This window comes from Eubacterium sp. AF34-35BH (assembly GCF_003477765.1).
GTDB lineage: Bacteria > Bacillota > Clostridia > Lachnospirales > Lachnospiraceae > Eubacterium_G.
In genome coordinates this window covers 343,119-358,940 of the sequence record NZ_QUDZ01000002.1, presented here as the reverse complement: position 1 = coordinate 358,940, position 15,822 = coordinate 343,119, and the positions used below count along the sequence as shown (strand labels likewise).

General features: G+C 33.3%; 13 protein-coding genes. All 13 read left to right on the top strand.

Annotated elements, in window-relative coordinates; all coding sequences use genetic code 11:
• Window positions 1-13: 13 nt before the first annotated feature.
• On the top strand, window positions 14-1,036 hold the full coding sequence (gene galE, locus DWZ69_RS03560; protein WP_022164769.1) for a UDP-glucose 4-epimerase GalE: 1,023 nt from the start codon (window positions 14-16) through the stop codon (window positions 1,034-1,036).
• 28 nt (window positions 1,037-1,064) lie between these two features.
• A complete protein-coding gene (locus DWZ69_RS03555) occupies window positions 1,065-2,396 on the top strand; it encodes an LCP family protein (RefSeq protein ID WP_117998705.1) in 1,332 nt (443 codons plus the stop codon).
• A 100-nt stretch (window positions 2,397-2,496) separates the two neighbouring features.
• Entirely contained in the window at window positions 2,497-3,927 is a 1,431-nt protein-coding gene (locus DWZ69_RS03550) for a trypsin-like peptidase domain-containing protein (protein WP_117998704.1), read from the top strand.
• Between the two features lie 215 nt (window positions 3,928-4,142).
• Window positions 4,143-5,642: an ATP-dependent Clp protease ATP-binding subunit ClpX gene (clpX, locus tag DWZ69_RS03545; RefSeq protein WP_117998703.1), complete on the top strand. Its 1,500-nt coding sequence runs from the start codon at window positions 4,143-4,145 to the stop codon at window positions 5,640-5,642.
• A gap of 405 nt (window positions 5,643-6,047) precedes the next feature.
• Window positions 6,048-7,040 (top strand): leucine-rich repeat protein, encoded by a 993-nt coding sequence (locus DWZ69_RS03540; RefSeq protein ID WP_117998702.1) that lies wholly within the window; start codon window positions 6,048-6,050, stop codon window positions 7,038-7,040.
• Between the two features lie 15 nt (window positions 7,041-7,055).
• Window positions 7,056-7,964: an MBL fold metallo-hydrolase gene (locus tag DWZ69_RS03535; RefSeq protein WP_118436185.1), complete on the top strand. Its 909-nt coding sequence runs from the start codon at window positions 7,056-7,058 to the stop codon at window positions 7,962-7,964.
• A gap of 24 nt (window positions 7,965-7,988) precedes the next feature.
• A complete protein-coding gene (locus DWZ69_RS03530) occupies window positions 7,989-8,282 on the top strand; it encodes a hypothetical protein (protein ID WP_118436183.1) in 294 nt (97 codons plus the stop codon).
• An 18-nt stretch (window positions 8,283-8,300) separates the two neighbouring features.
• On the top strand, window positions 8,301-9,434 hold the full coding sequence (locus tag DWZ69_RS03525; protein WP_117998700.1) for a leucine-rich repeat domain-containing protein: 1,134 nt from the start codon (window positions 8,301-8,303) through the stop codon (window positions 9,432-9,434).
• Between the two features lie 100 nt (window positions 9,435-9,534).
• Window positions 9,535-10,977, top strand: a complete 1,443-nt coding sequence (locus DWZ69_RS03520) for an ISLre2 family transposase (protein WP_117998699.1) — start codon at window positions 9,535-9,537, stop codon at window positions 10,975-10,977.
• Window positions 10,978-11,088: 111 nt separating this feature from the next.
• Window positions 11,089-11,367, top strand: coding sequence for a hypothetical protein (locus DWZ69_RS03515; protein WP_117998698.1), 279 nt, complete (start codon window positions 11,089-11,091; stop codon window positions 11,365-11,367).
• Window positions 11,368-11,482: 115 nt separating this feature from the next.
• Entirely contained in the window at window positions 11,483-12,526 is a 1,044-nt protein-coding gene (locus DWZ69_RS03510) for a leucine-rich repeat domain-containing protein (RefSeq protein WP_117998697.1), read from the top strand.
• Window positions 12,527-12,685: 159 nt separating this feature from the next.
• A complete protein-coding gene (locus DWZ69_RS03505) occupies window positions 12,686-13,870 on the top strand; it encodes a leucine-rich repeat domain-containing protein (protein WP_117998696.1) in 1,185 nt (394 codons plus the stop codon).
• Between the two features lie 119 nt (window positions 13,871-13,989).
• Window positions 13,990-15,702: a S8 family peptidase gene (locus DWZ69_RS03500; protein ID WP_117998695.1), complete on the top strand. Its 1,713-nt coding sequence runs from the start codon at window positions 13,990-13,992 to the stop codon at window positions 15,700-15,702.
• Window positions 15,703-15,822: the final 120 nt, after the last annotated feature.

The window sequence follows — 15,822 nt, the reverse complement described above, 5'->3', positions numbered from 1 at the left end:
GAGGAAAGGTTGTATGAGTACAATTTTAGTAGCAGGTGGTGCAGGTTATATTGGAAGTCATACTTGTGTTGAATTATTAAATGCAGGTTATGATGTAGTGGTTGTGGACAATTTAAGCAATTCTTCAAAGGAATCGCTTAATAGAGTTAAACAGATTACAGGAAAAGATGTAAAATTCTATGAGGCAGATGTTGCAGACCAGCCAAAGATGAGAGAAATCTTTGAAGAAAATAAAATTTTTGCAGTAATCAATTTTGCAGGCTTAAAAGCAGTAGGCGAGTCTGTAGAAAAGCCATTAGAATATTATAAGAATAATATTTCAGGAACAATAAATATGTGTGAAGTTATGAGAGAATATGGTGTTAAGAATATTATATTCAGCTCATCAGCAACAGTTTACGGTGATCCTGAAGAAGTACCTATTACAGAAGAATGTCCAAAGGGCCAGTGTACAAATCCTTATGGTTGGACAAAGTCAATGCTTGAGCAGATTTTAACAGATATTCAGAAAGCAGATCCTGAATGGAATGTTATTTTACTTCGTTACTTTAATCCAATTGGTGCACATAAGAGTGGCTTAATGGGTGAAGATCCAAATGGTATACCAAACAATTTAATGCCTTATGTAATGAAGGTTGCAATTGGTCAGTTGCCACAGGTTAATGTTTTTGGAAATGATTATCCAACACCTGATGGCACAGGCGTAAGAGATTACATCCATGTTGTAGATTTAGCAGACGGTCATGTTAAGGCAATTAAGAAGATTGAAGAAAATCCTGGTCTTAAGATTTACAACTTAGGTACAGGAAAAGGATACAGCGTACTTGATGTAATTAACAATGTAAGTAAGGCTGTAGGAAAAGAAATTCCGTATGTAATTGCACCAAGAAGAGCAGGCGATATTGCTGAATGTTATTCAGATGCAACATTAGCTAAGGAAGAACTTGGCTGGGAAGCTAAAAACGGAATCAAGGAAATGTGCGAAGATTCATGGAATTGGCAGAAAAAGAATCCAAATGGATATAATGATAAATAAATAAAAAACATATGATAGGAGAAAGCCGGTGAGTTCTAATAAGACTATTAAAAATCCAGGTAAACAATTAAAAAAACTAAAGATATTCAGAAGAATAATGACTACCTTAGAAGTGATTTTTGGAATAATTTTTATTTCAGTTGCAGTAGTTATGTTTGTACCAGGTGTTAAAACAGAATTGGTAAAAGCAGCAGCAACAACTTCTATAGGAAAGAAGTTTATATCCTGGATGGGAAGCAAGGCGTATGCAGACAGCGTATTAGATAAGAATTTTAACAGCAAGAATTTAAAGACTAACAAATTAAAATACAACTATTCACAGGAATACACAAACTTTGTTTTGTTTGGTGTAGATTCAAGAGAAGGTGAAGTTGACACATCAAACAGTGATTCTATTTTAATTGTTAGTATTCACAACACAACAAAAGAAGTTAAGATGGTATCTGTTTACAGGGACACAATGCTTGGAATTTGTGACAAGACAGGAACAATTAACCAATACTTCAAAGTTAATTCAGCATATTCTTACGGTGGTCCGGAAGGTGCCATTAACACTTTGAATCTGAATTTAGATTTGGACTTGAAAGATTATGTAACAGTTAATTTCGGTGGCGTTGCAGACATCATTACTAAATTAGGTGGTATAACAGTTAATTTAACTGACGATGAACTTGCACAGCTTAATCACCATTTAAAGAGTACAATTAGCTCAACAGGTCAGTATGCACCACAGGTTGCACATAGCGGAAAAAATATTAAGTTAAATGGAATACAGGCAACAACATATTGTAGAATACGAAAAGCAACATTCTACGATCCAAAGACAGGCGAGCCTGTTTCAGACGATTTCGGAAGAGCAGCACGTCAGCGTTCTGTAATGGAAAAATTAGTAGAAAAAGCTAAAAAAGCCGGCGTAAGCGAACTTCAGGGAATGGTCGAAACAGTATTAAATGATAAAAATGCAAAGGGACAGATTATTACAACAAGTTTTAAATTTGATGAAATTGTTAATTTGTTACCAATCATTTTTGATTTTAAGTTGTCAGGAAGTACAGGTTTCCCATCAACATTACAGACAGGAACATTTGATCGCACAAGTTATGTTGTGGCAAGTGGATTAAGCAATAATGTTTCTAAATTGCATGAGTATCTTTATGGTGAAAAGAATTATGTTCCTACAGAGAATGTTAATTCTGTAGATTATGCAGTAACTTCAAAAACAGGAATTAGTGAAAACAGCGCAGGATTTAATCCAACAGAAAAAGTAGATGGAACTTCTACTTCTAAAGATGGCAAGCAGCCTGAAACAACTGAAAGTAGCTTTGACTATGATGACAAAGGGAAAAGTGATTTTTACTAAAACGTTTTATTTTAACATTTAAAACACAAAATAATCACATATCGACTTTATACTTCTAGATATACGATAAACAATAAAGTGTGAAAGGAGATTGGTTACCATGTCAGAGCAGAATACAAACGGATATTATGAAAACGGTGACAATAATAATTATTATCAGAATCAGGATAACAATAATTATTATAACAACCAGGACAGCAACCAAAATAATGGACAGAACAACAAAAAAAATAATAAAGGAATGATAGCAGTAATAATAGCTGTAGCAGCAGTAGTTATTATAGTTGGATGTACTGCAGCAATTACTTTTATTTTAGGCGTAAACTCAGGGACAACAAATATTTCATCAACAAAGGAAACAACTGCTGAGAAGTATGCTGATATAGGATCAACTAATTCTACTGATACTTCAGATTCATCAAGTACGTCAGGTTCAGTTGTTGTAACAGATGTATCAAAAGTGGTTAGTAACACAATGCCATCAATTGTTGCAATTACAAGTACAACAGTTATGCAGTCAAATAATTATGATTCAATTTATGATTATTACTTTGGCGGTGGTGATGGAAACAGCAAAGGTAGCACATACGAACAGCAGGCAGCAGGTTCAGGAATTATTGTTGACCAGACAGATAGCGAATTATTAATCGTAACTAACAACCATGTAATCGAAGATGCTGACAGCTTAAAAATTCAGTTTGATGGCATGAGTTCAGACAAGGCAGTTGACGGTTATATTAAAGGAACAGACTCAACTAAGGACGTTGCAGTAGTAGCAGTTAAGTTAAAAGATATACCAAAGGCTACCTTAAATACAATTAAGAAAGCAACATTAGGAGATTCAGACAAGGTAAGCGTTGGCGAAGGCGTTGTTGCCATTGGTAATGCATTAGGATATGGCCAGTCAGTTACAACAGGTATCGTTAGTGCTAAGGATAGAGAAGCAAATATTGAAAATAAAACAATGAAGCTTTTACAGACAGATGCAGCTATTAACGGTGGTAACAGTGGTGGAGCATTATTAAACTCAAAAGGTGAAGTTATTGGAATAAACGTTGCAAAATATTCATCAAGTGGTTCATCAACAAGTGCCAGTGTAGAAGGAATGGGATTTGCAATTCCTATTACATCAGTTAAGAGCATCATCAGCAATCTTGAAACAAAGACAACAAGACAGAAATTAGCTGCCGACAAGCAGGGATATCTTGGTATAACAAGTAAGTATGATGTAACATCAGATATTTCAGAAGCATATCAGATGCCAACAGGTGTTTATGTATATGAAACAACAAAGAACGGCCCTGCAGACAAGGCAGGAATCCAGTCTGGCGACATTATTAGAAAATTTGATGGTCAGGAAGTAGATTCAATGGAATCACTTCAGAGCATTATTCAATACTACCAGCCGGGAGAAAAGATTAAAGTTACTATTGCCTACGCAAGTGGAAGAACTTACAAGGAAAAAGAAGTTACAGTAACACTTGGAAAGAGAAGCGATGTAACAAATTCAGAAACTCAGGCAGAGCAGTAAATTACAATGAGAAATCACAAATTTACAATTTCTTATTAGAATTTAATTGAAACTTGCATCTTGAGTGAGAGTTAGTAATAGAATTCATTATTTAAATATATCATATGTGGAAAAAGATTAAGTTAGTTCAGAAAAAATGAATAACTTAGTCTTTTTCTGTATTAAAAAATGTGATAAACTCCATAGGTGAAAAAGACAAAAAGAGAGGTACTTATATGAGCGATAAGAATTTAGATAAAGAACTTGAAAAAAATGAAAATGAAATTAATGAATCACAGGATAAGGATGCTGATAAAAAAGTAACTGAACAACAGAGCAGTGATAATAATTCTCAAAGTGAAGACAACAAGGAAGATGAATATGAAAAAATTTGTTATGTATGTAGAAGACCTGAAAGCAAAGCAGGTAAAATGATAGATATGCCGGGAGGCATTTGTGTATGTGCAGACTGCCTTCAGAAAAGTTTTGACAGTTTTCAGAATATGGGAATGGGAATGAATGTAAAAATTAGCGATGAAGATTTGAAGAATCTTTTAAATATGCCGGGCATACACATGATGAACCCTGAGGATTTTAAAAGGGAAATTCCTAATAAACAGAAGTTAAAGAAAAAGAAAAAAAGCGAAGAAAGCAAACCGATATTTGATATAAATAAAATTCCTGCACCTCATATTATAAAAGAAAAATTGGATGATTATGTAATTGGTCAGGACTATGCAAAGAAAGTAATGTCTGTTGCAGTATACAACCACTACAAGAGAGTTGCAACAAACACAATGGACGAAATCGAAATTGAAAAATCTAATATGTTAATGATTGGACCTACAGGTTGTGGTAAAACATATTTAGTTAAAACTTTAGCAAAATTATTGGATGTGCCACTAGCCATAACAGATGCTACATCTCTTACAGAGGCCGGATACATTGGCGATGATATAGAAAGCGTTATATCAAAACTTCTTGCAGCAGCAGATAACGATGTGGAAAGAGCAGAAACAGGTATTGTCTTCATTGATGAAATTGATAAGATTGCCAAGAAAGATTCAGCCAGAAGTCGTGATGTAAGTGGTGAGTCTGTTCAGCAGGGAATGTTGAAACTTTTAGAAGGTAGCGAAGTGGAAGTACCTGTTGGTGCAACAAGCAAAAATGCAATGGTGCCACTTGCAACAGTTAATACAAAAAACATTCTGTTTATATGTGGTGGCGCGTTCCCTGATTTAGAGGGTATTATTAAAGAACGTTTGAACAAACAGTCAGCAATTGGTTTCTTAGGCGACTTAAGCGACAAATACGACAATGATAAGTCTGTAATGAAAAAAGTAACAGGAGAAGATTTAAGAAAATTTGGTATGATACCGGAATTTCTTGGAAGACTTCCGATTGTATTTACTTTAGATGGATTAAGCGAGGAAATGCTTGTAAAGATTCTTACAGAGCCAAAGAATGCCATTATTAAACAGTATCAAAAACTCCTTGAACTTGATGAAGTAAAACTTGAATTTACAGAAGGAGCACTTAAAACAATTGCGAAAAAGGCAATTGAAAAAGACACAGGTGCAAGAGCATTAAGATCTATTATTGAAGAATTTATGTTGGATATAATGTACGAAATTCCAAAGGATCCACACATTGGAACAGTTACAGTAACAGAGGAATATATTAACAGAACAGGCGGACCTAAAATTGGAATGCGTGGACAGGATTTAATAGAATAAAAAAATAAGGAGGCTGTCGCTTAGCGGCAGTCTTTTATTGTGGAGACTTATTGGAACAAAAGAAAATAATAAAAAATGGTATACATATATGGAAAAAAATGGTAATATTTAAGTACATTAAAAGTGAACGGAGAAATAGAAAATGGGATGTGAAAGGCTTGAATTTTATAATTAAAAAGTATATGTAATACTAAATTAACCTAACCACAGTCCCTTTATAAAGAGATTGTGGTTTTTTTTGTAACGTAAGATTTTTAACCAATTATAGCAAATTTAAAATTTTACTAAAAAATTTACTAAACCTTTGCTAAAAAAACTCAAAAAAAATTTTTGCAAAAAAATTTTCGCTGCAATATTTTGGTCGTTATCTACGTTTAAAAAGTATAAACAAAAGGAGGTATTGTCATGAAGAATAAGAAATCAGCAAAACTATTAGCAACTATTAATGTTTTAGCAATGATAATCTGTACACTAAGTATTATAATTGCACCATTTACGGAAGTTAAAGGAAAAGGGGTGAAAAGAGTTAAAGAATTGACTAATATCGAAAACATAAAAGATGATACATTATATGATCAAATATATATTGATAAAGATTATGTTTATGATATTAGGACTAACTTAAATCAGGTAACTGTAAATTGTACAAAATCATTTGTTGTATCACAGGATAATCCTAAGTATAAGGCAATTGATGGGGTACTTTATTCAAAAGACGGAAAAAAACTATATTATCTTCCAAGTGAAAAAACAAACAGCTTTGTTGTGCCTAATGGTGTTGAAAGTATTGAATCAGATGCTATTTATAATTGCTCAACACTAACAAGTCTGGATTTGTCTGAAGTAAAATATATAGGATATAAAGCAATTACATATTGTAAAAAACTAAAAAATTTGAAAATGGATAATGTTAAAAAAGTTGACCGCCATGGAATTGAAAATACAGGGTTAAAAAAGATTGTTATTAAGCAAAAAGTAAAACTAGAGATTCATGCAATTCAATCCAACGTTTCAATTAAGCATAAAAAGAGTTTTACCCAGATAAAACCATATGTTTATAGCTGTTATAAATGGTATAAAATCAAGGCAGCTAAAGGATATGAAGTTAAAGTAATAATAAAAGACATGTCATGCCCAAAAGATAAAAGAACCGTAAAGGGAACAGTTAAATCTAATGAGTTTGATAATAAAATTGAAAGAAAAATGACAAAGCAATTGAAAGAGCTTCAATATAATTTTACTATCAACAAATTTGGAAAAATATATTTCTTTTCTGAATACGAAGAATATATCATAAAAACAAAAGTAAGAGCTTTTAAGTATAAGAAAAATAAGAAAATATATACAAATTGGAGCGATTATATGACATATGACACAGTTGATTCTGAATGGTGTTAGAAAGCAGGTGATAATATGAAAAAGATACTAAAAAGAACTGTAATATCGGTAATGGCTATGTGCATGATAAGTGGTAATGTTAATGTAGAGGCAGTACAGGAATATCAGGAGGATACAAAAGCTAGTATAGTACAGGACAGAGAAGGAGATTATAGTGAGCAGGAAATAGAAAAAATTAATGAAATGTCGGAAGATGAGGAATCGCCTTGCGAAACAGAAATTATAAGAACTAGTGGTAATGGCAAAATTGCAACGCAGGCTACTAAATATACCACAAGGGTTCATTTTATTGCAAATGGTGGTCAAGAGATTATAGAAGATAATGAAAAGAAAATTGCAAGAGGAGATGCAATTTTAATTGAGAATAATGGTGAATATGCCTTGATAGATGCAGGTGTTGATTCCAAGTGTGAAAAATATTTAGAGAGTCTAAGGAAAAAAAGAGGCTTAAGTAAATTAAAGATTAAATACATGATATTAACACATCATCATAATGATCATTATAACGGATTAAATTCAATTATAGCCAATCCCAATATAGAGATACAGACATTTATAAGACAGAAAAATCACGATGACATAACTGCTAACAAAGGCTGTAATAAGAGTGGCTATAAAAGCTTAATAACCAAAATCAATAACTTAAATAAAGCAAAAACTAATTTTAAAAACTTAGAGTACATATATACATTGAATGCGAAGGATGCAAAGACTGAAACAAAAACGGTAAAGAAAAAAATAGGGGATGCAACATTGTATATTTACAGACCGTTTCGCTTGGCTAGTGATGCAGATGTTGCAAAAAAACAACCTAATCAGTACGAAAATAATCGTTCGATTATGTGTCGTTTGGAATGTGGAACAAGAAAATATTTATTTACCGGAGATGTTTATAACAAAATAATTAATAGAATAGTTTCGTAGGTCAGTAAAGATGATGCTAAAAAGATGTTGAATACAAATGTTTTAAAACTGCAGCATCATGGAATAATTATTAATTATATAGAACACACAAAAGAAAATGCTAATCTTAAACCAAACAAAGAAACCAATGATATATATAAGAATAAATATAATGCATCCAGATATTACATTACAAATGCCAGAACAATGGATCAGCTTGAAGAACCGGAAAAGTTTAGAAATGATATGATTCGAAGTGTATTTGGTAATAGAAGTGACTTTTTACTTACAATTACTGCAAATAAAACCAAGATAGATGAATATTCTTATACTAATTAAAGGAAAGCAGGTGATAATATGAAAAAAATATTACAAAGTAGTTTTATAATGTTTATGGCAGTAGTAACTTCTTTGGTTATGAAACCAAATTTGGCAAATGCCTCTGAAAGAATCTATGATAGTGTGAATATTGAAAAAATTGACCAGTTGAATAATCCGGGAGATTACAGGGAAATAGTAATCGGAAAAAACTACACAGGAAGTCTGGAAAAGTTATTTCATGTTTTCATAAATAGCACAGAAAAAATCACAATAGATAAAGACAATCCTAAATATGCATCAGTTGATGGCGTTGTTTTTTCAAAAGACATGAAACAGATATTATATTACCCAAGGAAGAAAAATGTAGGAGGCAGCTACACAATACCGGAAACTGTTGAAAAAATAGGAAAGATGGCTTTTAAGGAAACTGCAATAAAAGAAGTGAAAATGGGGAATAAGATTAATACTATTTCTCAAAAGGCGTTTGACGGTAGTAGCATTTTAGAAGTTAAGATTCCGGATAAAGTTAAAACATTAGGGGCTGCGGCTTTTTCAAGCAGCAAAATAACGAACATAGACCTTAATAATGTAAAAAAAATAAAATCAAGATGCTTTAATTATTGTAATGGACTAAAAACAATAGATTTAAAAAATGTTGAGAGTATTGGAAAAAGTGCTTTTTATTCATGCAAAAACTTAAAAACGGTAACAGGAAAAAAATTAAAAAAGATTAGTCGTTTTGCATTTTGGGGAAAAACTAATTTAAAAAAGGTGTACTTAACAAATGGAATCAAAATAGGTGCGGATACATTTGACTGTATGCCAACATTTGACTATGGTATTTCTTTCAAAAAAATAAAACCATATATGTTTACAGGATACATGTGGAATGAGGTTGCCAATGCAAAGGGATATCAGCTTAAAATAAAAATATTTGATAGCAAGAATAAGAAAAAAAACAAAACACTGATTGTTAATACAAAAAAGAGTTACATGCGGGCTTATGGAAAAACTCAAAAGAAAATGAATAAGATAGTTAAAAAGTGGAAGATAAAAAACGCAGATGCAAAATTTAGCTTTAGGGCATACACTAAAAAGAACAAAAAGAAAATTTATACAAAGTGGAGCAACGAAACAACGAACAGAAGGGAGGTTAGTGTAAAATTTTAGTTGGCAAAAAATAAATAAAAAAATGGGAAGTAGAAAAAACCACTTCCCATTTTTTTATTTATGATATTAACTGCTCAGAAAAATACGTAAAGGAGGCTGTATGATGTTTAATAGTTTAGCTGAAAAAGAGATTTCTTTCAAGGAGTTAGAGAAAAAAGTGTTTAAACATGTATGTGAACTTGGTTGTGAAATTACAAAGATGATTCTGGAAACATATGATGACGAGCTTGCAAAACAAAGAGAAAGAAAATCTTACAGGGATAAGGGAAAAAGAAAAACCAACATAAAGACAGTTTACGGTACTGTTGAATACAGTCGGAGAATATACGGAACAATCACACCGGATGGAGAAAAGGCATATGTATATCTGTTGGATGAGGCAATGCAGATGGATAAGATAGGTATGATTTCCAAAAATCTTGCGGAAAAGATTGTAATGGCGGTAACGGAGACACCATATCGTGTAACTGCGGAAACAATAAGCAGTACGTGCGGTCAGAGCATAAGTGCCGCAGGTGTGTGGAACGTGATACAGCGTCTTGGAGAAAAAATAAGTGAGGAAGAAAAACATGCGGTAAAACAGATGAATGCGGATCAGTCGGAAGGGAAAAGGGAGATACCAGTGCTGTTTGAGGAAATGGACGGTGTGTGGCTGAACATGCAGGACAAAAAGCATAAAAAGACAAAGAAGCAGGAAATGAAAGTTTTCACGATGTATGAAGGTTGGGATGAGGAAAAGGAAAAACAGAAACGAAGCACTCTTGTGGGAAAACACATGCTTGCGGGAATGGAAGAAAGCAGTGAGTTTCACCAAAAACGTGAGGCATGCATCAGAAAGAAATACAATGCTGATGAAATCGGACAGCGAATACTTAACGGAGATGGAGGGAGTTGGATAAAAGACGAATACGATCCTGATGTAATTTTTCAGCTTGACCGTTATCACATATATCAGGAAATACTGAGAAAAATAACGGATAAGAAGGCACAGACAGACATAAGGCAACTGTTTGAGGAAGAGAAAATGGAAGAAATGCTTAAATACATCCAGATATACGCAACAAGTGTTGAAAGTCCGGATGAAAAAGACAACCGAAGTAATAAAGCAATGAAGTTATATAAATATCTTGCCAATAACAAAGAAGGACTGTTACCTTATGACAAAAGGGGAATAGAAATATCTGCCCCACCAAAAGGAATGGTATATAAGGGGTTGGGAGTTCAGGAAAACCAGAACTGTACGGTAATAACATTAAGAATGAAACATCGTAGAATGAGATGGTCAAAATCAGGAGCAAATAACCTGGCAAAGGCATTGTATCGAAGGGAAAACAGGGAATTGATAGAAACTATAGACAGATATACAGACGGACTGGTATTCACGATGCAGATGCAGGAAATAATAGAAACCATAAGTGCAGCAAAGGCTCCGAAAAAAGACGGAAAGGGAAACAGATACATTGACTTAATGAATGGAAATGTACCGATAAGGGATGCAGTGCAGACTGAATCAAGAAAAATATTTAAGAAAGTATTCTGTTAAAAAACATAAAGAGAAACCCGACAGGGTTTATTTGGCATACAAAAAAGTAGATAATAATCGTATAGAAAAAGAGAAAAGGAAAGTTGCCAACGATTACTTGACACAAACAAAATGGGAAATAAAAATGTTCAATTGGCCGCAAATGACTTAAAAATTCAACACCATGGTATTTTGTCTACATTTAACGATACTATAAAAAGTCAATACACTGATGGATTCAAGGCAAATAGATTTGTTATATCTAATTCGAGAAAAGAACCAGATGCAAATGGAACTAATGGTTGGGGAACAGGTGCTATTGATAGAAATACTTTCTTGAAAAGTAAATATGGAAGTGGTTGTATAAAATCGACAGCATATGGTGCACAAGTATTTACATATATAAATTAAAAAAAGGAAAGTTGAAATAAAAAAGCAAAAAATATAAAAAAACTTTTAATGACTGCAATAAAATAGTATTACATTACGTATAATAGTTAAACATAAAAAGAAGGAGGAGAGGACCATGAAAAAAGTAACTAAAAAAATGTTATCTGTTATGTTGGCATTTGCACTGGCAATAACAGCAACAGGAGAATGGGGGCTTAAGTTATCAGCAGCAGAAACAAAAAATGTTGAGGAACTTACTAACATTGAGAATATGGAAGAAAACGTAACATATACACAAATGTATTTGGACGAAAACTATATTGGACCTATACCTGATATGACAAATTTGAAAAACATTGTTGTATCTGAGGATAATCCAAAGTACAAAGTTGTTGAGGGAGCCTTAGTATCAAAGGACGGAAAGAGATTATATGGTTACCCAAAACAAAAAGAACTTTCAGAATTTACTGTACCTGATACCATTGAAAGTATTTGGAACGGTGCATTTGCAGGAACAAAATTAAGTAAGATTACATTTACAGACAATATTAAGGAAATTAAAGAAGGAGCTTTTGCTTTAACTGAAATTCAGGATGTTGTTATTCCTAAAAATGTGACAAAGATTAACGATGGAACTTTTAGTGGATGCAAGAAATTAAAGACAGTTAATTTAAATAATGTAACTGTTATTGGTGACAATGCTTTTAAATCATGTGAATTACTTGAAAAAATTGACCTTAGTAAGATTAAGAAAATAGGTGAATATGGATTCAGTGGCGCAGGAATTAAATCAGTTAATTTAAAGACAGGCATGAAACTTGGAAAGATGGCATTTGACACAAATGTTAAATTAAACTACAACAAAACTTTTACAAGCATTAAACCATATCTTCTAAGCTACAAGAGATGGAATAAAATTACAGGTGCAAAAGGTTATCAGGTAACAATAAAAGTAATTGATGAAAATGCTCCTAAAAATAAGGTTTACATTAAATCTACACTTAAGGGTAACAAGCTTAGCAAGAAATTACAAAAGAAAGTGCTTAAAGTTAATGCAAAAATTAATGGCAGTGAAATAATTAATTTCCAAGTAAAAATTAGAGGCTATAAACTTAAGAAAAACAAAAAAGTTTATACAAAATGGAGCACATACAGAAGCAAATATGCAGTTGTTGATTAACAAAATTTATTTGCAGGAGAATAATTTCTTAATAGGAGAAAGCTTATTTGCAGATGAATAACTTCTTAATAAAAGTAAGTTTATTTTCAGACGGACAATTTATTAGTAGAAGTAAGGAATATAAAATGAATTTAGTGTAGTAGAGAGGAGGGCTTGAATATGAAGAAGTATATGAAGAAAATAATGATATTTATTTTAGCACTGGCATTAGTTATTGAACCACAGATGGTAAAGGCAAGTAAATATGTGGGCAAGGAAGTAAACATCAACAACTATTTAAAGAATACAGATGACGTGCTTTATTCTAAGCTATATATTGACAAGGATTATACAGGAGAATTACCTGATGGTGACAGCATTGATTCACATTTGAAATATTTAGACAAAGTAACTGTGGCGGAGGATAATCCGAAATATAAATCAATAGATGGTGTTGTGTACTCAAAAGATGGAAAACAGCTATTACTATATCCGGCAGCAAAGAATGAAGAAGGAACTTTTGAAGTACCAAAGGAAGTAACAGAAATCGGGAAATATGCATTTAACGATGCAAAAATCAGCCATATTACTTTAAATGATAATATTGAGAAAATCAACGCATTAGCATTTCGTAAAAGTGAAATTGAAGAGTTTAAGGTACCCGCAAAAATAACTGAGTTAGACGATGCAATTTTCAGTGGCTGCCAGAAGTTAAAAGAAGTTGACTTGAATAATGTTACTAAGGTTGGAGAACTTACATTTCTTGAATGTACAAATTTGAAGAAAGTAGTCGGTGACAAGATTGCAACTGTAGGCGAAATGGCTTTCTATGGAAATCAAAAATTGACAACAATTAATTTAGAAAAAGCAACTGATATCGGTGAGCAGGCTTTTGAAAATTGTGTGGCACTTAAGAAGATTGATTTAAAGAGTGTAAAGACTATTAAAGCAGGAGCTTTCCATAAGACAAAAATAGCCAGTGTCACTTTGAAACCGGGCTTAAAGCTTGAAGAGAAAGCACTTGATAGCACAACTAAGATTAAATATAAGGCGAACTTCAATAAGATTAAACCATATTTGTTATATGGTACAACATGGAATGCAGTTTCAGGAGCTAAAGGCTATCAGGTACAGGTAACAGTTTATGGAAAAACTAAAAAGAGCAAAAAGACTTTGAAGGTTAATCAGAAAGCTCAGTATGTCGGTGCTTACACTAAACTTGGAAAGCAGATAACTGCAACAGCCAAGAAGCTGAAAGTGAAAACAGCAGCTAAGTGCAAAATAAAAATAAGAGCATATAAGTACAAGGGCAAGAAAAAGATTTACACAAAGTGGAGCAAAACTAATGAATTTCTATTTAAATAGAAACATTCAATGGAGCTGTGGCAAATGTAATTTGCCATGGCTCTTTTTGCATAAATATGGATGTATAAATGTTTTTTTAGAAAATATAATGTAAAGAATTATTTATGTAGGGAGTTACAATGGCAGATTGTAGAGAACGTATAATGTCCGAGGAATATGGGGATTATATTGTAGAGTTTGATGGTAGAGGAGAAAATGCAATTGAACAATACAGGGACTACTGTCCACAAATAATTGGGGATAGATATTTTGTAGTAAATGAGAACTTGGAAAACGTAGCCGGTTTTGAACAACGGGACTATCCTTATACGGCAATACCAAAATTGTACGGCTTAATGGATTCTACTTCCGTTTCTGCAACGGGTGCAGTAAGACTGCAAAATCAGACAGGTTTTGAACTGACGGGGAGAGGCGTGATAGTTGGTTTTATTGATACGGGGATTGAGTATACAAATGATGCTTTTAAAAATTCCGTTGGAAGAACAAGGATAATTAATATATGGGATCAAACCGTTAATAGCGGGAATCCACCTGAAGGTTTTTTATATGGAACGGAATATGGTATGGAGGAAATAAACGAAGCTTTAGAAAATGAGAATCCGTTGGAAATTGTCAACCATACAGATGAAAACGGTCATGGAACTTTTTTGGCTGGTGTTGCCTGCGGAAGTTATAATGAGCAGCAGGATTTTATTGGAAGTGCACCGGAAAGTGTAATTGCCATGGTTAAATTAAAACCGGCAAAAAGATATTTAAAGGAATACTATTTAGTTGAAAATGATGAAATCGCTTTTCAGGAAAATGACATTATGCTGGCGGCAGCTTATTTAAGGAGCCTTAGAATTAAATATGATATGCCACTTGTAATTGTGCTTGGACTGGGGAGTGCTAATGGTGATAGGGCAGGAGGAACACCGGGGGCAAGATTTTTAAGCGATTTAGGAAAATACATTGGTGAATGTGTTGTTGTTCCTACAGGAAATGAAAGTAATGAACGTTTGCACTATCAAGGGAAAATCTTAGAGGATGAAACAGACGATGTGGAAATACAGGTAGGTGAAAATGCCAGAGGTTTTGTTTTGGAATTGTGGGCAAATTCCCCGGATATTTTTTCGGTAGGATTTACTTCTCCATTGGGAGAAAACATTCCAAGAATCCCCTCAAGAAAGGGCACAAGTGAGCGAGTAAGTTTCCTTTTGGAAAATACTGTAATTGAGGTTTTTTACAAACTTGTGGAATTCGGTAGTGGAAAAGAACTTATTTTTATGAGAGTGATAAATCCAACACCAGGCATTTGGACCATAAAAGTTTATGGAAGTAATATTCTTAATGGCGAGTTTAATATATGGACAAATTTAAGGCAGTATATGGTTAATGATACTTATTTTCTAAAACCTAATCCTGACACGACGCTGACAGTTCCATCAAGTGCCACAGGAGTTATATCGGTAGGGGGATATGATAATTTTGCCAATAGTATTTACAGCAAATCCGGAAGGGGCTTTACAATTGACGATAGAGTGAAGCCTGACATGGTAGCACCTGCGGTAAATGTTTTTGGACCGACTGTGGGAAGAGAGGCAATACTACAGGGTGGTTTTACAAGAAAAACAGGGACTTCGGTAAGTACAGCTTTGGTTGCCGGTTGTTGCGCACAAATGTTTCAGTGGGGAATGGTAAATGGCAATGATCCTTATATGAATGGAATATCGGTGAAGAATTATTTAATTAGGGGAGCAAGGCGAGGAAGGAATATAGACTATCCAAACAGACAGTGGGGGTATGGCGAGGTGGATGTTTTTAACAGTTTTCTTATATTAACAAGAAGTTAAATGGACTGATTTCAGGTAAAGCAAGAGGAGCAGTTTTCCAAAACAATGTAAGTTATGTGCTTTTTTAATAATGTAAGATGTGTTGCCACTTAATAGTATTCGTGTTAAAATATGAAAAGA